This window comes from Collinsella sp. AM33-4BH, from assembly GCF_003469205.1.
Classification (GTDB): Bacteria; Actinomycetota; Coriobacteriia; order Coriobacteriales; family Coriobacteriaceae; genus Collinsella.
The window spans coordinates 1-19,454 of sequence record NZ_QSIN01000008.1 but is presented as its reverse complement, the minus strand read 5'-3'; the positions used below and the strand labels follow the sequence as shown (position 1 = coordinate 19,454).

Sequence of the window (19,454 nt, the reverse complement as noted above, 5' to 3'; positions counted from 1 at the left end):
CCACAGGGGCTGGAAAGGACCGTCAATTCGGCTCCAGGGGATGCGGCCCAAGGGCCGCAGAACGAAAAATGGGGGCGCTGGTTGTCCTGCGCCCCCATTCTTTGGGTATTGCGGTTGTTTGCCGCCGGTTTTACGCCGCCTCGTCGAACTGCGAGTTGTACAGGTCGGCGTAGAAGCCGCCCTGGGCGAGCAGTTCGTCGTGTGTGCCCTTCTCGACGATGTCGCCGTCGCGAATCACCAAGATCACGTCGGCGTTGCGGATCGTGGACAGGCGATGCGCGATGACAAAGCTCGTGCGGCCCTGCATCAGCGCATCCATGGCGCGCTGGATGAGCTCCTCGGTGCGGGTATCGACGTTGGAGGTCGCCTCGTCCAAAATCAGCGCCGGACGGTCGGCCAAAATGGCGCGGGCGATGGTCACGAGTTGGCGCTGGCCCTGTGAGAGGTTGGTGCCCTCCTCATTGATCATAAAGTCGTAACCGCCGGCGAGCGTATGGATAAAGTGGTCGCAGCGTGCGGCGCGCGCGGCGGCCTCGACCTCGGCGTCAGTCGCATCGGGACGTCCGTAGCGGATGTTCTCGCGGATGGTGCCGTTAAACAGCCAGGTATCCTGCAGCACCATGGCAAACTCGCCGCGCAGTGCCGCGCGGTCCCAGTCGCGCACGTCGACGCCCTCGACGCGCAGCGAACCGCCGTCCACGTCGTAGAAACGCTGCAGCAGCTTAATGAGCGTGGTCTTGCCGGCGCCGGTGGGGCCGACGATGGCGATGGTCTGACCGGGCTGCGCCTCGCAGCTAAAGTCGTGGATGATGGTCTTGTCGGGCGTGTAGCCAAACTTGACATGGTCAAACTCAACGTGGCCGGGGCGCTTCTCGGGAATCTGGGCGTCGGCCTTCTGCTCCTCCTCGGGCGCGGCGAGGAACTCAAAGACGCGCTCGGTGGCAGCGGCCATCGACTGCATCGTGTTGCTCACGTTGCCCAGCTGCTGCACCGGCTGCGTAAAGTTGCGCACGTACTGGATAAAGCTCTGGATGTCGCCGGGCGTGGCATTGCCGGTCAGCGCGAGCTGTGCGCCCACCACGACAACGCCCACGTAGCCCATGTTGCCCACCAAGCTCATAAGCGGCATCATCAGGCCCGATAGGAACTGCGAGCGCCAGCCACTAATAAAGAGACGGTCGTTTTGACGGTCGAACTCCTCGATTGAGGCCTCGGCGCGGTCGAACACCTGAATAACGTTCTGGCCGGCAAAGTCCTCCTCGATAATGCCGTTGACGGCGCCCAGGACTTGCTGTTGCTCGCGGAAGTACGGCTGCGAGAAGTGAATCATCACGGTCAGGATAATCGCGGCAGCCGGCAGCGTGAGCACGGTGACGCCGGTGAGCGGCAGACTGATCGACAGCATCATGACGAGCACGCCGATAATCTGCGTCACCGATGTGATGAGTTGTGTCACGCTCTGGTTGAGTGACTGACCCAGCGTGTCGACATCGTTGGTGATGCGGCTGAGCACGTCGCCCTTGCTGTGGCCGTTGAAGTAGCTCATCGGCACGACAGCGATCTTGGCGGCGATCTCCTTGCGCATGCGGTAGCAAATCTTTTGCGTGACGCCGGTCATGAGCCAGCCCTGGATGAGGCCGCAGACAGAGCTTGCCAGATACAGGCAGAGCAAAAAGCCGAGCGTCTTGGCGATCCAGGCAAAGTCAACGTCGCCGGTACCGTTGACCTTGGCAACCAGGCCCTCGAACAGCTTGGTCGTAACCTGGCCGAGCACCTTGGGCCCCACAATGTTAAAGATGACCGAGCATACGGCAAAGGCGACGGCGGCAAACACGGCAATCTTGTGCTGGCCGATATAGCCGAGCAGCTGCCTCATGGTGCCCTTAAAGTCCTTGGCCTTTTCGCCGCGGCCCATACCACCCATGCGGCCCATGGGACCGCGCCGGCGGGTGGGCTTGGGAATCTGAGTCTTGGTCTCGTCTGCCATTAGCGCTCGCCTCCTTCCATGACGGCTTCAATCTCTTCTTGGGTAAGCCCCAACTCCTCGGCGGAAAGCTGCGACTGTGCGATCTCCAGGTATGCCGGGCAGTTGTGCAGCAGTTCCTCGTGCGTGCCGGTGCCCACTACGTGGCCGTCGTCGAGCACGATGATCTGATCGGCGTGCATGATGGTCGCGATGCGCTGGGCCACGACCACGAGCGCGGCGTCGGTAACGTTTTTGGCCAGCTCCTCGCGCAGGCGCGCGTCGGTCTTGTAGTCGAGGGCGCTAAACGAGTCATCGAACACCACGACCTCGGGCTTTTTGGCCAATGCGCGGGCGATGGCCAAGCGCTGGCGCTGACCGCCCGAGACATTGGAGCCTCCCTGGCTGATGGGGGAGTCGTAGCCGCCCTCGCGCTCGGCGATAAAGTCCTCGGCTTGTGCGATGCGCGCTGCCTGGTGCATGTCATCATCGCTCACCATGTCGCCGGCAAACTTGAGGTTGCTCTCGACAGTGCCCGAGAACAGGCGCCCCTGCTGCGGGATGTAACCAATGCGGCGACGCAGCTCGGAGAGAGTCATGTCACGCACGTCGACGCCGTCAAGCGAAATGCTGCCGCCTGTGACGTCGTACAGGCGCGGAATCAGCTGCACGAGCGTGGACTTGCCCGAGCCCGTGGAGCCAATAATGCCGAGCATCTGACCGGCATGTGTGGTGAAGTTCACGCCGCTGATGACATCGGCGCGGGCATCGGGGTACTGGAAGCTCACGTCGCGGAAGGTGAGCTCACCGCGCGGTGCGCTGGCTGCGGGCAGTTTGGGCGAGGCAGGGTCGTTGATGCTCGTGGGGCAGGTGATGACCTCTTCCACGCGCTCAGCTGCGACCTCGGCACGGGGCAGGATAACCGAAACCATGGTGAGGATCATAAACGCCATGACGATCTGCATGGTGTAGGAGATGAACGCCATCATGTTGCCGACCTGCATCACGCCGTCGGACACGCCCTGCGCGCCAAACCAGACGATAAGCACGGTGATGCAGTTCATGACGAGCATCATGAGCGGCATCATAAAGCTCATGGCTCGGTTGGTATAGAGCTGCGTGGTCATCAGGTCGAGGGACGCCTGGTCAAAGCGCTCGAGCTCATGTTCCTCGCGGTTAAACGAGCGGATGGGCATAAGGCCGTCGAGCAGCTCGCGGGCGGTAAGGTTCACGCGGTCCACAAAGCTCTGCATCTTTTTGAACTTGGGCATGGTGAGGCCCATGAGCACGCCGACGACGGCCGACACCGCGATGATGGCCACGGCGATGGTCCACTCCAGACCGGTGCGGTTGGCCAGGACACGCATGACAGCGACGATGCCCATGACGGGGGCCATCAGACACATGCGGATAAACAGGGTTGCCGCCATCTGGATCTGCTGAATGTCGTTGGTGCAGCGGGTGATGAGCGAGGCCTGGCTAAACTTGCCCACCTCGGCCGGCGAGAAGTGCATAACCTTGTTGAAGGTCTCGCGGCGCAGGTCGCGTGCGATGGAACAGGCGGTGCGCGACGCCACAGCACCGGTCAGGATGGTGGCGACGAGCGACACGAGGCACAGACCAAACATCGTGGTCGCCATGCGGCCCAGGTAGGCGTTCTGCACGTCGGCGGGGTCGATGCCTTGCGCCTTGTACTCGTCTTGCACATAGCTCACGGCGCGTTGGGTCACGATGGAGCCCGACATGGAGCCCATTTTGTCCGCCATACCGTTGGCGCCCTCGACGAGCTTGCCTTGGTCGATTAGGCCGCCTTCAACGCCTAGACGCAGGCTCTTCATGGTGATCTTGCCGCCGTCGGCATCAATCTGCTTTTGCATATTCTGCGCCGCTGCGGCCTTTTGCTGCATCTTGGCGAGCTGGTCGGGCGTCATCGCTGCCATTTGCTCGGGCGTGGGCATGGCTTGGGCGTCGCTGTTGCCTTTCTCGCTGGACGCGCCCATCATGTCGCCCATGGAGCTGGCGTCGATGCCTTGGTTGAGCGAAAGGACGACGGTCTCGGGCAGGCTCATGATATCGGCAATCTTGCCGCCGTCGGCGCGCTCATCCTCGGTTCCCCTGTACGTGCGAATGCCGTTTTTGTCTGCCCTGCCAAACGCAGCTTCTACTGTCTTGGCGTCTTTGGCGCTCATAAAGAGTTCGAGGTCGTCGAGCGATTCGGCGCGAATGGTGTCGGGCACGGGTGAGGCGATGCCGCCTTGCTGTACACCCACGTCGACGATGTCGCTCATATAGGTAGGTAGCGCCAGGTCGGCATTGCAGCTGATTACGATAAGCACGATAGCCGTGAGTAGCGCCAGGATATGCTTTTTAAAGAGCTTGAGAATCCTCACTCGGCATCTCTCCTTTCGTGATTGCGATCGATAATTTCGTTGGCTCGCCTTAGAAGGCGCACCATCTCTTGGGTATCTGTTTCGCCGAGCCGCTCGAGGAAGGCCGCGGTGCGGTCCTCGAATTCGCGACGCTTGATTTCGATATCTTGTCGGCCTTTGTCGGTCACCGTGACGTGTACGCGACGACGGTCGGTCTTTGAGTGCTCGCGCTCGATCCAGCCCTTGGTTTCGAGGGCGCGCAGGATGTTGGCGATGCGGGCGCTCGAGACCCAGGCGCGATCGGCGAGTTCGCTCGGCGTGAGCGAGCCGCCGGCGAGCATGAGGGCGCGCATGACGGCCATCTCGCCACTCAGGGCTTGGTCGGCAAAGCGCGTAATGCGCTGGTGAATGCTGCCAAACTCGGTAAAGAGCTGACGCCCAAGCTCATGGAAATCGGTATCTTCCACCGAAAACCCCTAACACTAGAAACTATTTTCGGTGAAAGATGATACCCGCATATTCGGGCCTCATGCAGTGGGCAATATAAAGAGCGCATAAAGAGTTAAAAAATTCAATTGCTGAAGCGTTTCAAAGAACTATTATGCCCGCGGTTAGGCGAGGGGTTGTCACCACCATGACGACTGGGACTCATATAATCGCCACGTGCGATGCTCCAACTTCCCGCGAGGAGACACCTTATATAAAGGGGGATGGAGTCATGGCATTTGACTTCACGGGCAAGACCGCGATTGTCACGGGCGGCACTCAGGGCATTGGCCTCGAGATCGCCAAGGGCATCGTCGCGGGCGGCGGACATGTCGCGCTCATCGCAAGGAACGCTGCTAAGGGCGAGGCCGCTGTGGCCGAGCTTGGCGAAGGCAACAAGTTCTACCAGCTCGATGTTGCCGATGCGCCCAAGGCGCGCGAGACCGTCGAGCAGATTTTCGCGGACCTGCCGCAAACCAACATCCTGATCAACTGCGCTGGCGTCATCAGCACCAAGAAGTTTGACGAGATCGACGACACCGAGTGGCGTCGCACCATCGACATCAACCTCAACGGTACCTTCACTATGATGAATGCCGTGTACCCGCACTTTAAGGCGGCACATGCCGGCACTATCGTCAACGTGAGCTCCGTTGCTGGCAAGATCGGTGGCGGCCTGCTCGGCACCGCTGCCTACGCCAGCTCCAAGGCCGGTGTTAACGGTCTAACCAAGGCAGTCGCCAAGGAAGGCGGCAAGTTTGGTGTCCGCTGCAACGCTGTATGCCCGTCGCTCACGTTGACCGATATGACCTCGATTCTCTCTGACGAGAACTCTCAGCGCATCATCAACGGTATCCCTCTGGGCCGCGCCGCCCAGGCCAGTGAGCCTGCGCAGATGGTGCTGTTCTTTGCTTCCGACCTTGCCAGCTTCGTGAACGGCGAGATCGGTGACTGTGACGGTGGCATCGTTCTGGACGGGTAATACCCCGCGACGATTATTCGGCGACGGCTCCTGCGACTCGGGACCGTCGCCTTCTTTCTGATATAGGCGCGTGCGGCTACGATTCGCATGCATCCAAAGGAGATATATATGAGTGAATCGACTGCGGTGGAGGCGCCGGCGGCAAAGGAGCCATTCTTTAAGATGTCCTCCATCCCGGGTGCCAATATTTTGGTGCCGCTTTTGCTGGGCTGCCTGCTCAACACGCTATTTCCCGACCTATTCAAAACACTCGGTAGCTTTACGCTTGGCATGACCCAGCAGGGCGCAGGCCCGCTTGTTGGCGCCTTTTTGCTCATCGTCGGTACGACGATTTCGTTTAAGAGTGCTCCTGCCGCCGCTGCCCGCGGTGCCATCATCATCGCCGTCAAGCAGATCGTGGTCGTTGCCGTGTCGCTGCTCATCCTTTATGTATTCAACGACAACCTGTTTGGCATCTCTGCCATGGTGATGCTGGCCGCTTGCACCGGCGCCAACAACGCTATGTACGCTGGTCTGATGGGCACCATGGGCAATGAGGCCGAGCGTGGTGCCGTCGCAATCACCACGCTGGTTGTCGGCCCTCCGGTCACGATGATCGTGCTCGGCGCTGCCGGTCAGGCTCCGATCGGTTGGTCGCTCGTGGGCGCCATCCTGCCGATCGTCGTCGGCATTATTCTGGGTAACCTCTTCCCGAGCTTTAAGAAGATGATGGCACCGGCACTTTCCGCCATCATCGTGCTCGTCTTCTTTGCCATGGGCTCGACCATGACCTTTGGCCAGCTTATCAACGGTGGTCTTCCCGGCATCCTGCTCGGCGTGATCTGCTCGGTAGTCTTTGCAATTCCCGTCATCGCGGTCGATAAGCTCACGGGCGGTACGGGTGTCGCAGGTGCGGCCATTTCGAGCTGCGCCGGAGCCAATGTGGCCACGCCTGCTGCCATGGCAAGCGTCAACGAGGCCATGTACGGCGGCGCGGTGCTCGCGACGGCTACGGCGCAGGTTGCAGCATGTGCTATCGTGACGGCCATTTTGACCCCGCTGGTCACCAGCTGGTGCTACAAGCATTTTGAGGGTCAGGGCCACAGCAAGGCAACGACCGACAAGGCCGCCGCAGCCGCCTAATGCCAAGCGGCAATCAAAGCTAAATAACTAACCATGCCACAGGGCGGTCCCGGGGGAAATCCCGTGGCCGCCCTGCAGTTTCTGCGGGGTCTCTGGGGCACTTTACCCTGCTAAAACTGGCATAACAGCTAGAGTGAACGTCGTACAAAGGCAAGGAAATATACCAAACAAATCGGTGAACGGTAGTTGCTCGCGCTCGCATTTCCTGCGGATTTGTTAAAAACGCCCTAATGGTATAAAAAAAGAAACATATAACAGCCCTGATGAAGGGGGTGGCTATGTTATCCTTCTCAAACGGGTGAAATCTTGGGTTTTGGGTTGCAGTTCCAAGGTGGACAAACGTTTTTCCCTGTACCAATGTGTGGTGAAGAACGGAAGAAGCCGGTAGTGCAAGCCGATAATTCAAGAATTCAATAAGCAGCGGTGTGAGAGAGCGCCGCATTACACGTAACTAGGAGCGTGGTTACACAATGCAGGAGGCATGGGAAGGCTTCAAGGAAGGCATCTGGACGGGAGAGGTTGACGTCCGAGACTTCATCCAGAAGAACTACACCCCCTACGAGGGCGACGAGTCGTTCCTCGCCGGCCCGACCGAGCGTACCAAGGAGCTGTGGGGCGAGGTTCTCGACCTGCTGCTCAAGGAGCGCGAGCAGGGCGGCGTCCTCGATATGGACACCAAGACCGTCACGGGTATCGTGAGCCACCCCGCTGGCTACATCGATAACGCCCATCGCGACAAGGAGACCATCGTCGGCCTCCAGACCGACAAGCCGCTCAAGCGCGCGCTGCACGTCAACGGTGGTATCCGCATCGCTTGCCAGGCTGCCAGCCAGCACGGCTACAAGATCGACGAGAACGTTGTCGAGCGCTACACCTTCGAGCGCAAGACCCACAACGCCGGCGTCTTCGATGTCTACACCCCCGAGATGCGCGCCTGCCGTTCGGCCCACATCATCACCGGTCTGCCCGATGGCTATGGCCGCGGCCGCATCATCGGCGACTACCGTCGTGTCGCCCTGTACGGTGTCGACTACCTGATCAAGGACAAGGAGGCCCAGAAGGCTTCCACCCCGACGGTCATGACCGCCGACAACATCCGCGATCGTGAGGAGCTGCAGGAGCAGATCCGCGCCCTCGGCGAGCTCAAGATGATGGCCGAGACCTATGGTTTCGACATTTCCAACCCTGCTACCAACACGCAGGAGGCCATCCAGTGGATGTACTTCGCCTACCTCGCTGCCGTTAAGGAGCAGAACGGCGCCGCTATGTCCATCGGCCGTACCTCCACGTTCATCGACATCTACGCTGAGCGCGACCTTGCCAACGGCACCTTCACCGAGGAGCAGATCCAGGAGTTCGTGGATCACTTCATCATGAAGCTTCGCATGGTTAAGTTTGCCCGTACCCCCGAGTACCAGGCCCTGTTCACCGGCGACCCGCAGTGGGTCACCGAGTCCATCGGCGGCATGGGTGTCGACGGCCGTACGCTCGTTACCAAGATGAGCTACCGCTACCTGCACACGCTCGAGAACATGGGCACCAGCCCCGAGCCCAACATGACCGTTCTGTGGTCGACCCGTCTGCCCGAGAACTTCAAGAAGTTCTGCGCCAAGACTTCTGTCGCCAGCTCCTCGATTCAGTACGAGAACGACGACCTCATGCGCGTCTACCACGGCGACGACTACGGCATTGCCTGCTGCGTGTCCTCCATGCGCATCGGCAAGGAGATGCAGTTCTTCGGCGCCCGCGCCAACCTGGCCAAGTGCCTGCTGTACGCACTCAACGGCGGTGTTGACGAGGTCTCCAAGAAGCAGGTCGGCCCCAAGTATCGCGCCGTCGAGGGCGATACGCTCGATTACGACGACGTTGTGGCCAAGTACAACGACATGATGAAGTGGCTCGCTGGCGTGTACGTCAACTCGCTGAACATCATCCACTACATGCACGACAAGTATTGCTACGAGCGCATCCAGATGGCTCTGCACGACAAGCACGTGCACCGCTGGTTCGCTACGGGCATTGCTGGCCTTTCCGTCGTGGCTGACTCCCTGTCCGCCATCAAGTACGCCAAGGTCCACCCCGTCCGCGACGAGAACGGCATCATTGTCGACTTCGAGACCGAGGGCGAGTTCCCCAAGTACGGTAACGACGACGACCGCGTCGACCAGATCGCTCACGACGTTGTGCACCAGTTCATGGAGTACATCCGCATGAACGACACCTACCGCAACTCCGTGCCCACGACCTCGGTTCTGACCATCACCTCCAACGTCGTGTACGGCAAGAAGACCGGTTCTACGCCTGATGGCCGCAAGGCTGGCCAGCCCTTCGCCCCGGGTGCTAACCCCATGCACAAGCGCGATAGCCACGGCGCCATCGCTTCGCTGTCTTCGGTTTCCAAGCTCCCGTTCCGCGATGCTCAGGACGGCATCTCCAACACCTTCTCCATCATCCCGGGTGCGCTCGGCAAGGAGGACCAGGTGTTCTTTGGCGATATCGACCTTGATCAGCTGGGCGAGTAACTATTGTTAGTGCTATACTAACAATAACGATTACTGATTAGTGCGCCGGTTTCGGCCGGCGCCTATCGATCGAAGGAGACACATTATGAAGGTTTCTGAAGTTTCCGAGACTCAGGCCGATAACCTGGTCCACATGCTCGACGCTTACGCCGAGAAGGGTGGCCACCACCTGAACATCAACGTCTTCAACCGTGAGACGCTGCTCGACGCTCAGGCTCACCCCGAGAAGTACCCGCAGCTGACCATTCGCGTTTCCGGCTACGCCGTGAACTTCCACACGCTCACCAAGGAGCAGCAGGACGAGGTCATTTCGCGTACCTTCCACGACAAGTTCTAAAAGGACTCAACTCTCACCGGAGACCCGGTAAGGCCTACGCACTTTGCCTCTCAAACGTCCTCGCCGCTTCGCGGCTGCGGAATGTTTGCGAGACAAAGTGCTCCCGGCCTTGCCGGGTCTCCTACGTTGTCGCCCTTTAGGAAACCACACTAAATTAAATTGGTGTCCTCGGACATGCAAGAAGCCCTCGCTGCGCACTTCGTGCGGCGAGGGCTTCTTGCGTCCTGCGGAATATTTTGGGAGGTAGCCCAAACAGCCCCGGCGGGGTCCTGTGTAGTCACCCTTTAGGCGGAACTCTCCTAATGGGTTGAGCGTTCTGGATTCTTGCTTGCTACCGTTTATCGCGTATAGCTACCGTTTGCGGAATAAGTAACACTCCTTAATAAACCGTGTAGAATCTCAGATAAGCACGGAGTTTTCCAGGGAGACGCTGTCCTTTGTTGTGTGCAAGGGGCGGCGTCTCTTTGGCGCTTGGAGGCCGTTCTGCAGCAGGACGGCGGACGTGCGTCACATATTCAAAAGCCAACGTCGAGATGGGTTGTGATGATAATGGGCAAGTACGTAATCGTGGTTGAGTCTGGTTCGGATGTGACGCCGGAGCTCTGCGAGCGCTATGGCATCGTGCGCGTGCCCATGCATGTCACGATTGGTGACGAGACCGTCGAAGACGGATCGATCGACCCGCTTGAGATTTACTCGCGCTGCAACGAGTTTGGCGTGATGCCCAAGACCAGCGGTTGCTCGCCGGCGGATTTTGCGCATGTGTACGACCGCATTCACGCCGAGCAGCCCGACGCGACCATTTTGCATCTTGCGTATTCCGAGGTTACGACCTGCTCGCATCAGTCGTCGAAGATTGCGGCAAAGGGCCGCGATTACGTCTTCTCCATGGATACGCGCTTTGTGTCGGTGGGCCAGTCGCTTGTCGCCGTTGAGACCGCCAAGTATATCGAAGCCCATCCGGATGCCACCGTCGACGAGATTTTCGCCTTTACCAATTCGGTGATGGACCGCGTGCTGCTGGGCTTTGTTCCTACGGACCTTGCCTTCCTTAAGGCGGGTGGTCGCTTGTCCAACGTCGCGTTTCTTGGCGCCCATCTGCTCAAGATTAAGCCCTGCATTGAGGTAACGGGTGGCAAATTCGTGGCGACCAAGAAGCTCCGCGGCTCTATGCTCAAATGCGCCCGTGCCTTTATTGACCACATGGTTGCCAAGGGCGATATTGATTACTCGCACATTGGCTTGGCGTATTCGGTGGGCCTTTCCCAGGAGCTGCGCGACGACATGGAAGTCTATGCGCACGACCTGGGCTTTGAGGACGTTACCTGGACGCAGGTTGGCGGCGTCATCTCGAGCCATTGCGGCCCGACCGCCTTCGGCGCGGTGCTCACGCTTAAGGCGTAAAGGCCGCAGGCGAGCGTTCTCCAGCCTGACATCTCGACGTAGCCCCCCAGCCATGGTGATGGGGGATAGATTAAAACGTGCCGTTCTAGTCCGAGACGTTTAAACGCAAACGCATGGGCTAGAATGGCTCTGGCATTTTAATTGGTTGCATCCAAGGAGAGGCAAGGTAGCGCGAATGGCAGAAATGACGCTTGAGGGTGTGGACGCTCGTCCCGAGGACTCTGCGTATGCCCTGGGTCGCGTGCATTCGATCGAGACGATGGGAACGGTCGACGGACCCGGCATCCGCTTTGTGGTGTTTGTTCAGGGCTGTCCCATGCGCTGCGCGTATTGCCACAATCCCGATACCTGGTCTGTTAACGGCGGCACGATGGTGACTGTCGAGCATCTCATGGACGAGTTCCAGAGCAACCATGAGTTCTACCGTAGTGGCGGCATTACCGTTTCGGGTGGCGAACCGCTCCTGCAGCCCGAGTTTTTGGCCGACCTGTTCCGTGCAATGCACAACAATCCCGATGGCCGTGTGCATACCTGCCTAGATAGCTGTGGCTATGCATTTGATCCCAAGCATCCGGAGAAGTTCGATGCTGTTCTCAACGAGACCGATATGGTGCTGCTCGACATCAAGCATGCCGATCCGGTTGAGCATAAAAAGCTGACCGGTTGCGATCCTGCGCGCATCCTGGCGTTTGGCGATGAGCTTGCCCATCGCAAGATTAAGGTTGTTATTCGCCATGTGGTGGTGCCGGGTATCACCGACACGGCGGAGGAATGCGAGAAGCTCGGTCGCCTGATCGCTCCATGGCACAACGTGGTGGGCCTGGAAATGCTGCCGTATCACACGATGGGTGTCGTCAAGTACGAGCAACTGGGTATTCCCTATAAGCTCGAGGGCGTGCCCCAGATGGATACCGCGCGCATGCCCGAGCTGCGCAACGCCGTCATGGCCGGCATGAAAAAGCGCCGTGCGGAGCTCAGGTCGGCCATCGGCTAACAAGCCCGTCCCAAATTGACTACCCTTTAAGATGCGCAACAAGGCGGGCTGGATTAGCGAGGATGGTTACTATTCGACATGCGATGCCGGACTGATCGAAGTCGACGGCCATAGCTATGCCATGAGCGTCATGACATCGATGCCGTGGAGCGACCGCTCGAGCGAGGTTACGGCCGCGATTGCAAAGGCGCTGTTTGATACGCGAGCTGCACTGGCTTAGCGTGTTCGTTTGGCGAGGTCAAACAAAATGCTGGTACCATACCGTGGTTGAGAATTTCGTATAGGTTTGGGGAATGGTATGGCTACCATCGCGATTATCGGTGCGCTCGAAAAAGAGATCATGCAGATTAAGGAAGAGCTGAGCGACGTTTGCGAGGCGCGGGAGGCAGGCTTGACCGTTGTGAGCGGTGAGCTCGACGGTCTGACAGTTGTCGCCACAACGGCGGGCATGGGCACGGTGAACGCCGCCGCTGCAACACAGCACCTCATTAGCAAGTATGCTCCGCAGGCTGTTGTGTTTTCGGGCATTGCGGGCGGTTTGAACCCCAAGCTCCATATCGACGACGTGGTCATTGGCAAACGCCTACGCTATCTGGATACCGATACCGCGCTTATCGCCGAGTCCGCACCGGGGCTCGAGGAGTTTGGCTCGACGCCCGCGCTGGTCGATATTGCCGTCGACGTGCTTGCTGAGCGTGGGTTTGTTGACGCTTCGACAAATGCAGTTGCTTCGAACGAGGGCACCAAACAGTTCCTGGTCGGCACGATTGCCACGGGTAACCGCTTTGTGACGGGCGCCGCCATGCGCAACGACGCTATCGAAGCGACGCATGCCGATTGTGTCGGCATGGAGGGCGCGGCGATTGCCCATGTCGCAACCAAAAATGGTGTCGATTGCCTGGTGTTGCGCGCTATCAGCGATAATTGTGACGAGGCGTACGATGCAATTTGCGACCGAGAGTTCGATCTGTTCGAGTACGCGCGTGTCGCAAGTAACATCACGCTCGATATCGTCCGCCGCATTGCCGCCGCGCAATAGCGCGCTCTTTTGTAAGAACCTACGACCAAGGAGTGTCCATGGCCGATTCCATTAACTACCAGCTTGCCAAGTTCGTCGCCAGCTACGGCAAGGTTTCGCAGATTCCCGAGTCCACCTGCCCCGAAGTGAGCTTTGTCGGCCGCTCCAATGTGGGCAAGTCGTCGATTATGAACAAGCTCTTTGGTCGCAAGAACTTGGTCAAGGTTTCGAGCACACCGGGCAAGACAAGCAACATCAATTTCTTCGAGGCCGACGACGTGCACTTCGTCGACCTGCCGGGCTATGGTTTCGCCCGTCGTTCTAAGGCCGAGCGCGACCGCTGGGCCGAGCTTATCGGCGACTTTTTCGACTCCGAGCGCAGCTTTAACTTGGTCGTCTCGCTGGTGGATATTCGTCACGACCCCAGCAAGCTCGATCATGACATGATCGACTACCTGCAGGGCAACGAGTTCAACTTTATCGTCTGTCTCACCAAAGCCGACAAGCTCAGCCGCACCCAGCAGGCCCGCCAGGCAGCAGCCATCAAAAAGCAGCTCAACGTCCCGGCCGAAAACGTAATCATCACAAGCTCCCAGACTGGCACCGGTATCGATGAACTCAAGCGCCGCATCGCCGAGGCCTGCCTCTAGTAAGGGTCCCATCCCAGTAAGGGCCCCCACCAATAAAAAGCCAAACCATCAGCCCGGTGCCCCTTCAAAGCGTGGGTTCCTATAGACATCGTCGACCACGTTGCTGTAGGGCCGCCCAAGGGTATCCCCTTAAAAACATTCCGCAGCACGAGGCCCGCTTATCCGTAGCTCCGAAGGAGCAGGATAAGCGGGCCTCAAGTGCGAGGACGTTTTTAAGGGGATACCCTTGGGCGGCCCGAAGGGATTAACCAGCGATGTCTACAGGTACTCGATTTGAGCGCCCTCGGTGTCGCACGTCAGAATATGCGTCTCACACTTGGGGAACTGCTCACGCAGCTTGACCTGCAGGAACTTGGCTACGATGGTGTCGTCAGTCACGGCCATGAGGGTCGAGCCGGAGCCACTGATCCAGATGGTCTTGGCGCCGCCGTTAAGGCAGGTGTCGCGCACAGCGTTGTAGTCGGGAATCAGGCGACGGCGATACGGCTCTTGGATGCGGTCGTCATTGGCGGCGGCAATCAGGTCCAGATCGCCGGTCTCGAGACCGCGCGTCATGCCGGCGATGCGGCCCATCTGCCACACGGCGGTGGAGAGCGGAATCTCCTGCGGCACGACCTTGCGCGCCTCGCTCGTATGTACCTCGTAGGGCGGAATCACGGTAATAAAACGCAAGCGATCGCTCACCTCGTAGCGCAGGCATTGGGGGAGCGAATCGGTCGGTGTAAAGGAGCAGACGGCGCCGCCAAGGATGGCGGGGGCGACGTTGTCGGGATGTCCCTCGACCTCGGTGGCGATGCGGACGAGCTCGGCGCGGTCGACGGTGTGGCCCGTCAGCGCGGCGGCTGCCATGATGCCCGCGACGACGCAGGTGGAGCTGGAACCCAGGCCGCGGGCGACGGGCACGTCGGTCTGGATGTCGATAGCGACGGGGAAGGCCGGCTCGCCCCAGGCGGCCAGAGCATCGACAAAGCTCACATAGACCAGGTTATTCTCGTTTTGGAACTCCTCGGGGCAGCCCGTGATGGTGAGCTTGTCGGCGCGCTCGAAGGTAAAGTGCGAGTAAAGGCTGACGGCCATGCCGAGGGTGTCGTAGCCGATGCCCAAGTTGGCGCTTGTTGCTGGGACGGTGATCTTGATCATGGGAATCTCCTGGGCGGTCTGCCTGTTTAGTTCGCTGCTCGGGCAGTCCTGGCTCGCTCGGAAAGCACATTAAGTGCTTTCCGGCTCGTGCGGAACTCGCGACGAACTAAACAGGCAGACCCGCATGTCAGCTCGTCATCATCCCGGTGGATTTCTGATAAAAGAAGGTGCGCCGGCTTGCGCCGGCGCTTAATAAGGGGTTTAGTTGGTTGCCATCTTTTTTGCAGCCTGCTCTACGTAGTTGGCCATGTCGGCAACGTCGCAGACGTCTTCGAAGCGGACGGGCTTGGACTCGAGTTCGGCGAGTTGTGCCGGTGCGACCGTATTGGTGGCCTGCTCGAGCACGCGCATGGCCTCAAAGTCGTCCTCGGGAACGTTAAGGCCCAGGGCGTCGCAGCAGGCGCGCGGGAACTTGTAGGGGCTGGCGGTCGAAAGCAGCACACGGGCCTTGGCGCCCTCGGCGGGAGCGACCTTTTCAAAGACGTGATAGCCGCAAGCAGTGTGCGGGTCGATTACGTAGCCGTTCGCATCCCAGCAGCTCTTGATGGCAGCGCGGACTTCGTCTTCGCTGGCCCAACCGCAGCCAAAGACGCTCTGAATCTTTGCCAGCAGGTCGGCGGGAACCTCATAGCGACCAGTCTGTGCCAGCTGCTCCATAAGGCCGGCAACGAGCTCGCAGTCGCCGTCGGACAGGAAGTACAGCATGCGCTCCAGGTTAGAGCTGATGAGGATGTCCATCGATGGCGAGATGGTCGTGAAGAACGGACGGTTGCGGTCGTAGACGCCGGTGGTCAGGAAGTCAGCCAGCACGTTGTTCTTGTCGCTCGCGACGATGAGCTTGGCGACGGGCAGACCCATGCGCTTGGCATAGTAGCCGGCCAGGATATCGCCAAAGTTGCCGGTCGGTACGCAGAACTCCACGGCGTCGCCGGCCTCGATGGCGCCGGCGCGCAGCAGCTGCGCATAGGCGGCAAAGTAGTAGACGACCTGCGGCACCAGACGGCCGACATTGATGGAGTTGGCGCTCGAAAGCACAGTGCCAGCGGCCTCCAGGCGCTCGGCAAGCTCCTTATCGGCAAAGATACGCTTGACGGCGCTCTGGGCATCGTCGAAGTTGCCGCGGATGCCGCAGACGGCGACGTTATCGCCCTCCTGAGTGGACATCTGCAGGTTCTGGACGCGGCTGACCTTGCCCTCGGGATAAAAGACGGTGATGCCCGTGCCCGGAGCGTCGGCAAAGCCGGCGAGTGCTGCCTTGCCCGTGTCGCCCGACGTGGCGGTGACGATCATGATGCGCTCGGCGCCGCCATCCTTGGCAGAAGTGCGGGCCATCAGACGGGGGAGCATTTGCAGGGCGACGTCCTTGAAGGCGCTCGTGGGGCCGCCAAAGAGCTCCATCACATAGGTCTGAGGGGCGTCGGTGCCCGGCGCAGCGTCGAGTTTGACGAGCGGCGTAACCTCTTCGCTCGCGAATGTGCCGCGGTATGCCTCGTCGACACACGCCGAAATTTCTTCGGCCGTGTAATCATTCAGTAACATTCCCAACACATCTTGAGCGATTTCAAAGTACGATTTATCTGCAAGCGAGCTGATATCGACCTGCTGGGTGCCGAGCTCGTCCGAGACAAACAAACCCCCGTCGGGAGCGATGCCGGTACGGATTGCCACCTTACTTGAGCACGATAAAGTGCGTCCTCGTGTACTATGATAAGTTCCCATATAACACTGCTCCTCGGATGCCTTGGTCCCAATCGGTGAAACCATGGTATCAGAGCGCACAAAGTAGGTTCGCAGAGGCTTTTTAGAAAGGTAACCTCCAGCCCATGATTAAGATTGCCAAGTTTGGCGGCTCGTCGGTCGCCGACGCCGAACACTTCAAGAAGATCAAGGCCATCGTCGATGCCGACCCGGCTCGACGTTTTGTGGTGGTTTCCGCCTGCGGTCGCCGTTTTAAGGGCGACACCAAGGTGACCGACCTGCTCTATCTGGTCAATGCGCACGTTAAGTACCACGTGTCGTGTGAGGAGCTGCTCGAGGACATTGGCCAGCGCTATTTTGATATCGCTGACGAGCTGGAGCTCACCTATCCCATCCGTGAGGAGTTCGCGGCCTTTGCCGAGCGCGCCCGCTCGGGCGGCTACTCCACCGAGGAGCTTGTGAGCCGTGGCGAGTACTTTACCGCGCGCCTGATGGCTGAGTACCTGGGCCTACCGTTCCTGGATGCCGCGACGGTTGTGGCGTTCCATCACGACGGTACGCTCAGCATGAATCGCACCTCCGGGCTGGTGCAGGAGTACGGTCAGCAGGGCGGCTTTGTTATGCCCGGTTTCTACGGCGCGACGCGTGAGGGCCAGATCAAGCTGCTCGATCGTGGCGGCGGCGATATCTCGGGCTCGATCTTGGCTAAGTGCCTGGGTGCCGATCTGTACGAGAACTGGACCGACGTCTCGGGCTTCTATTCTGCCGATCCGCGTATTGTTCCCGAGGCTCAGCCCATTGCGCGCGTTACCTACGAGGAGCTGCGCGAGCTTTCGTACATGGGCGCAAGTGTCCTGCACGAGGAGGCCGTGTTCCCCGTGCGCGAGGCAGGCATTCCGCTGGTCATCAAGAACACCAATGCGCCACAGGACCCCGGCACCATCATTAGCGAGACGGCTGATGAGGGCGAGGCGGAGCCCATCATTACCGGCGTGACCGGCAAGCGCGGCTTTGTCGCCATCAACGTTGCCCGCGACCGCACCAAGCCCCGCGTTGGCTTTATGCGCCGTGCACTTTCGGTCTTCGAGCGCTATGACGTTTCCGTCGAGCATATGCCCACCGGCGTCGACCGCTTTGGCGCCGTGGTGCAGGAGCAGGATGTGCACGATTCGCTGTACTCACTCGTGGGCGACATCCAGCAGGAGGTCGAGCCGCTCGAGATCGAGGTTGTCGAGGGCTTGGCGCTCATCGCTACCGTCGGCCGCAACCTGCGCGGTCGTGCAGGTATCTCGGGCCATCTGTTTGGTATGCTCGGCCAGGCCGGCGTGAGCGTGCGTATGATTTCGCAGAGCTGCGACGAGATCAACATCATTATCGGTGTCGAGGAGAAGGACTTCGACCTGGCGATTCAGACCATTTACCGTGCCTTCTCCGACGAAAACGGCATTGTGAAGGTCTCCGATCTGGAGGCTCCTGCGCCGGTCGATCCCGCCCCGGCCGCGCTCCACAAGTAGCTGCTATCCCAGTAGATTTTTGGGACTTGCCTCAAAAACTACGGCGGGGCGTTTCGTTTCGGTTTCGTTTCGACGGGGCGGGTTTCGTGCCCGCCCTGTTCTTGTATACACTGGCAACAATAATCGGCCTGCTCGGCGTGCGGGCAAAAGCCACAGCCTTTAAAGGGGGAAGCATGAAACAGTACACGGTTGCTATTTTGGGCGCGACGGGAGCCGTGGGCACCCAGATGCTCGAGTGCCTCAACGAGCAGGAGTTTCCGGTCGGCAAGCTCAAGCTGCTAGCGAGCGCGCGCTCTGCGGGCAAGACCGTCGAGTTCCGCGGCGAGCAGGTTGTGATTGAGGAGGCTTGCCCCGAGGCCTTTGAGGGCTGCGACATCGTGCTCGGCGCCGCCGGCGACGATATTGCGAAGGAGCTACTGCCCGAGGCCGTCAAGCGCGGCGCCGTCGTGGTCGACAACAGCCACGCCTTCCGCATGGATCCCGAGGTGCCGCTGGTCGTACCCGAGATCAATGCTGACGACATCAAGTGGCATCACGGCCTTATCGCTAACCCCAACTGCGCGACTATCATCGGCCTGGTTCCCACCTGGCCGCTGCACCAGCTTGCCGGCGTGAAGCGTATGATCGTGTCCACGTATCAGGCGGCTTCGGGTGCCGGCGCTCCCGGCATGGCCGAGCTTGAGGCTCAGCTGGCCGCCCTGGGCCGTGGCGAGGAGATTCCCGAGCCGTGCGCATTTGCCGCCCAGCTCGCGAGCAACCTGATTCCGCAGATTGGCGGCGTCAAGGAGGAGGGCTTTACCTCCGAGGAGATGAAACTGCAGAACGAGGGCCGCAAAATCATGCATCTGCCCGAGCTGCGCGTGAATTGCACCTGCGTGCGCGTGCCGGTGCTGCGCTCGCACTCCGAGAGCATTACGCTCGAGTTTGAGCGCGATATTACGGTCGAGGAGGCCCGTGCTGCGCTGGCTGCCGCTCCCGGCGTCAAGCTGGTTGACGACATGAGTGCCGAGGATGCGCACGATCGCTTCCCCATGCCGATGGACACCTCCGACCAGGACCTGATTTGGGTCGGTCGCGTACGCCGCGACATCTCGAACCCCGAGGCCGCACGTGGCATCACCTTCTGGTGCTGCGGCGACCAAATCCGTAAGGGCGCGGCAACCAACGCCGTCCAGATCGCTAAGCTGCTCTGCGAGTAGCGGTGGACCTGTCCGGCGGGGGCCGGGCTTAGTTTTCAGAACACTCCGCAGACCAG

The 19,454-nt window shown here is 59.9% G+C and carries 16 protein-coding genes; 11 read left to right on the top strand and 5 right to left on the bottom strand.

The window, feature by feature from the left end:
* Positions 1 to 130: 130 nt before the first annotated feature.
* The 3 genes from DW821_RS06980 to DW821_RS06970 are packed head-to-tail and all read right to left on the bottom strand — an operon-like array spanning position 131 to position 4,799.
* On the bottom strand, positions 131 to 1,987 hold the full coding sequence (locus DW821_RS06980; RefSeq protein WP_117716325.1) for an ABC transporter ATP-binding protein: 1,857 nt from the start codon (positions 1,985 to 1,987) through the stop codon (positions 131 to 133).
* Positions 1,987 to 4,353 (bottom strand): ABC transporter ATP-binding protein, encoded by a 2,367-nt coding sequence (locus DW821_RS06975; protein ID WP_118066231.1) that lies wholly within the window; start codon positions 4,351 to 4,353, stop codon positions 1,987 to 1,989. The genes DW821_RS06980 and DW821_RS06975 overlap by 1 nt, the downstream gene beginning before the upstream one ends.
* Entirely contained in the window at positions 4,350 to 4,799 is a 450-nt protein-coding gene (locus DW821_RS06970; RefSeq protein ID WP_118066229.1) for a MarR family winged helix-turn-helix transcriptional regulator, read from the bottom strand. The genes DW821_RS06975 and DW821_RS06970 overlap by 4 nt, the downstream gene beginning before the upstream one ends.
* A 251-nt stretch (positions 4,800 to 5,050) precedes the next feature.
* Between DW821_RS06970 and DW821_RS06965 the strand changes: the two genes are divergently transcribed.
* The 9 genes from DW821_RS06965 to yihA all read left to right on the top strand — a co-directional run bounded on the left by DW821_RS06965 (position 5,051) and on the right by yihA (position 13,847).
* On the top strand, positions 5,051 to 5,800 hold the full coding sequence (locus DW821_RS06965; protein WP_118066227.1) for an SDR family NAD(P)-dependent oxidoreductase: 750 nt from the start codon (positions 5,051 to 5,053) through the stop codon (positions 5,798 to 5,800).
* 108 nt (positions 5,801 to 5,908) lie between these two features.
* Positions 5,909 to 6,922 (top strand): 2-keto-3-deoxygluconate permease, encoded by a 1,014-nt coding sequence (locus DW821_RS06960; RefSeq protein WP_117564719.1) that lies wholly within the window; start codon positions 5,909 to 5,911, stop codon positions 6,920 to 6,922.
* 470 nt (positions 6,923 to 7,392) lie between these two features.
* Positions 7,393 to 9,444 (top strand): formate C-acetyltransferase, encoded by a 2,052-nt coding sequence (gene pflB, locus DW821_RS06955; protein ID WP_117583522.1) that lies wholly within the window; start codon positions 7,393 to 7,395, stop codon positions 9,442 to 9,444.
* A gap of 85 nt (positions 9,445 to 9,529) precedes the next feature.
* Complete coding sequence (gene grcA3, locus DW821_RS06950; protein WP_117583521.1) at positions 9,530 to 9,781, top strand: autonomous glycyl radical cofactor GrcA3; 252 nt, start codon at positions 9,530 to 9,532, stop codon at positions 9,779 to 9,781.
* 549 nt (positions 9,782 to 10,330) lie between these two features.
* Positions 10,331 to 11,185, top strand: coding sequence for a DegV family protein (locus DW821_RS06945; protein ID WP_117716955.1), 855 nt, complete (start codon positions 10,331 to 10,333; stop codon positions 11,183 to 11,185).
* Positions 11,186 to 11,360: 175 nt separating this feature from the next.
* Positions 11,361 to 12,179, top strand: coding sequence for a pyruvate formate-lyase-activating protein (pflA, locus tag DW821_RS06940; RefSeq protein WP_117716956.1), 819 nt, complete (start codon positions 11,361 to 11,363; stop codon positions 12,177 to 12,179).
* A gap of 31 nt (positions 12,180 to 12,210) precedes the next feature.
* Positions 12,211 to 12,399, top strand: a complete 189-nt coding sequence (locus DW821_RS06935; protein ID WP_117640187.1) for a hypothetical protein — start codon at positions 12,211 to 12,213, stop codon at positions 12,397 to 12,399.
* 78 nt (positions 12,400 to 12,477) lie between these two features.
* Positions 12,478 to 13,218, top strand: a complete 741-nt coding sequence (mtnN, locus tag DW821_RS06930; protein WP_099432169.1) for a 5'-methylthioadenosine/S-adenosylhomocysteine nucleosidase — start codon at positions 12,478 to 12,480, stop codon at positions 13,216 to 13,218.
* Positions 13,219 to 13,256: 38 nt separating this feature from the next.
* Positions 13,257 to 13,847: a ribosome biogenesis GTP-binding protein YihA/YsxC gene (gene yihA, locus DW821_RS06925; protein WP_055252447.1), complete on the top strand. Its 591-nt coding sequence runs from the start codon at positions 13,257 to 13,259 to the stop codon at positions 13,845 to 13,847.
* 258 nt (positions 13,848 to 14,105) lie between these two features.
* On the opposite strand, the gene thrB is transcribed toward yihA, so the two are convergent.
* Together thrB and thrC are read right to left on the bottom strand one after the other, a co-directional pair.
* Positions 14,106 to 14,987, bottom strand: coding sequence for a homoserine kinase (thrB, locus tag DW821_RS06920; protein ID WP_117563865.1), 882 nt, complete (start codon positions 14,985 to 14,987; stop codon positions 14,106 to 14,108).
* Between the two features lie 201 nt (positions 14,988 to 15,188).
* The gene (thrC, locus tag DW821_RS06915; protein WP_118066225.1) at positions 15,189 to 16,706 is read right to left on the bottom strand and encodes a threonine synthase; all 1,518 of its coding nucleotides are present in this window, start codon (positions 16,704 to 16,706) and stop codon (positions 15,189 to 15,191) included.
* A gap of 104 nt (positions 16,707 to 16,810) precedes the next feature.
* Here thrC and DW821_RS06910 point away from each other — a divergent pair, with 104 nt between their 5' ends.
* A complete protein-coding gene (locus DW821_RS06910) occupies positions 16,811 to 18,199 on the top strand; it encodes an aspartate kinase (protein ID WP_118066223.1) in 1,389 nt (462 codons plus the stop codon).
* 173 nt (positions 18,200 to 18,372) lie between these two features.
* Positions 18,373 to 19,398, top strand: coding sequence for an aspartate-semialdehyde dehydrogenase (locus DW821_RS06905; protein ID WP_117638260.1), 1,026 nt, complete (start codon positions 18,373 to 18,375; stop codon positions 19,396 to 19,398).
* Positions 19,399 to 19,454: the final 56 nt, after the last annotated feature.